This is a genomic window from Neochlamydia sp. TUME1 (assembly GCF_000813645.1).
In the GTDB taxonomy this organism is placed as follows: Bacteria; Chlamydiota; Chlamydiia; order Chlamydiales; family Parachlamydiaceae; genus Neochlamydia.
The window spans coordinates 1-1,468 of the sequence record NZ_JRXI01000027.1 but is presented as its reverse complement, the minus strand read 5'-3'; the positions used below and the strand labels follow the sequence as shown (position 1 = coordinate 1,468).

At 40.2% G+C, this 1,468-nt stretch carries 4 protein-coding genes; 3 read left to right on the top strand and 1 reads right to left on the bottom strand.

Annotated elements, in window-relative coordinates:
• Positions 1-131 (top strand): type II toxin-antitoxin system YafQ family toxin (locus DB41_RS12780; RefSeq protein ID WP_155117525.1); only part of this gene is annotated, 131 nt, incomplete at its 5' end.
• A 111-nt stretch (positions 132-242) separates the two neighbouring features.
• Here DB41_RS12780 and DB41_RS12775 read toward each other — a convergent pair.
• The gene (locus tag DB41_RS12775; protein ID WP_368665354.1) at positions 243-317 is read right to left on the bottom strand and encodes an HGGxSTG domain-containing protein; all 75 of its coding nucleotides are present in this window, start codon (positions 315-317) and stop codon (positions 243-245) included.
• A gap of 481 nt (positions 318-798) precedes the next feature.
• On the opposite strand from DB41_RS12775, the gene DB41_RS01200 reads away from it, so the two are divergent.
• Both DB41_RS01200 and DB41_RS01195 read left to right on the top strand, forming a co-directional pair.
• Complete coding sequence (locus tag DB41_RS01200) at positions 799-1,050, top strand: hypothetical protein (RefSeq protein ID WP_039383458.1); 252 nt, start codon at positions 799-801, stop codon at positions 1,048-1,050.
• A complete protein-coding gene (locus tag DB41_RS01195; RefSeq protein WP_039383456.1) occupies positions 1,051-1,317 on the top strand; it encodes a type II toxin-antitoxin system YafQ family toxin in 267 nt (88 codons plus the stop codon).
• Positions 1,318-1,468: the final 151 nt, after the last annotated feature.

Sequence of the window (1,468 nt, the reverse complement as noted above, 5' to 3'; positions counted from 1 at the left end):
GCAGACTCGTTGGAAATTTTAAAGGGCGGTGGGAATGTCATATTGAGCCTGACTGGTTGCTTGTTTATCTCAAAACTGATCAAGAAATCATTTTTGAAAGAACCGAAACGCATTCTGATCTCTTTAAATAGCTATTAAAGGTCGTCAATGAAACTTTCTCTTTGAAGAATATATTCACAAAAAGCTCTTCTTCCTTCTAAGATGGCCTTAGAACGCATTCCATACTTCCACGAAGCCTTTCTCTAAATAGCTGATCCTTCTGTTATCTTAGCCCCAGTTGACTTTCCACCATGTAGCCGGCATCGACCATTTGCCATAACCGGCTTGTCTACACGGTTAATGGTTATTCGTTCTAGCTTTTGCGCCGCATGTTTTCCCGAACATGGGGTATGTCGCTTTATTATTTCAAGCTGAATATTGCTCAAAAGCGCACGTGAGTACTGGTAAAAAAGTGGGGCAACCTGGATTTGAACCAGGGACCGACGGTTATGAGGACAGGAGAACACCGACACACCCAATATCATTCAGCCGCTATGCATAATATGGTAAAGGATTTAAGGCCAAAAAGCTATTGAATTCTGTGGGATTTTGCTGGAAAAATCTGCATTTCAGTGAACCGATAGTGAACCGCGCAATCAATTCCTTATGCTATGTAGGACAACAAGGGTATGGCCCCCCTAGAGGGGTGCGCCTGGTCGCTCGGTAAGCCATTGAAAATTTTTCGCGAATTTTCATGTTTTCATTTCCTTATTTCTTTATTTCTGGTATATTAAAAGTAATGAACGAAGGAGAAGAATTATGCCTGCAAAAGGCCATATGTCCAGAATGACTATAGACGTTCCGGAAGAAGATCATAAAAGGCTTAAAGCTCTTGCCGCAGTTTTAGGTAAAAGTATGCGGGAGATCATTATTGGATGGATACACGAACATCTTTATAGTACCAACACTCCAAATGCTGAAACCCTTGAGGCTATAAAACAAATTGAGAGGAGCGAAAATCTAGTTGAAAGCGACAATATCGACGATCTCTTCAAAAAACTCGGTATCTAGATGCTTAAACCTATTCACCTACGCCTGTTTGAAAAGGAAGTAGTCAAAGCGAAGAAACGAGGCAAGGATATAGAAAAGCTCAAAGAAGTGATGAAGCTTTTAACTCTTGATGGACCGCTGCCACCAAAAAATCGCAATCATAAGCTAAAGGGTGATTATGTGGGTTACTGGGAATGCCACATTGAGCCTGATTGGCTACTGGTCTATAAAAAGACAGAAACGGAAATTATCTTTGCAAGGGCAGGTTCTCATTCGGATCTTTTTTGAAGGGAGAAACTAATTTTTCCACGATGATTATGATGAGTAAAGGCGTTGAAGTTATTCCAAATTATCAAAAGAATTATCAAAATAGTCAGCTTCCCGTAAGCAAATAACATCATATTTAAGATGGTGAGCAAAAACTCTCATAGGCATAGTT

What these genes read in the sequence shown, in the direction of transcription:
- DB41_RS01200 (WP_039383458.1), top strand. Translation starts at nt 799, where the DNA reads ATGCCTGCAAAAGGCCATATGTCCAGAATGACTATAGACGTTCCGGAA.
- DB41_RS01195 (WP_039383456.1), top strand. Translation starts at nt 1,051, where the DNA reads ATGCTTAAACCTATTCACCTACGCCTGTTTGAAAAGGAAGTAGTCAAA.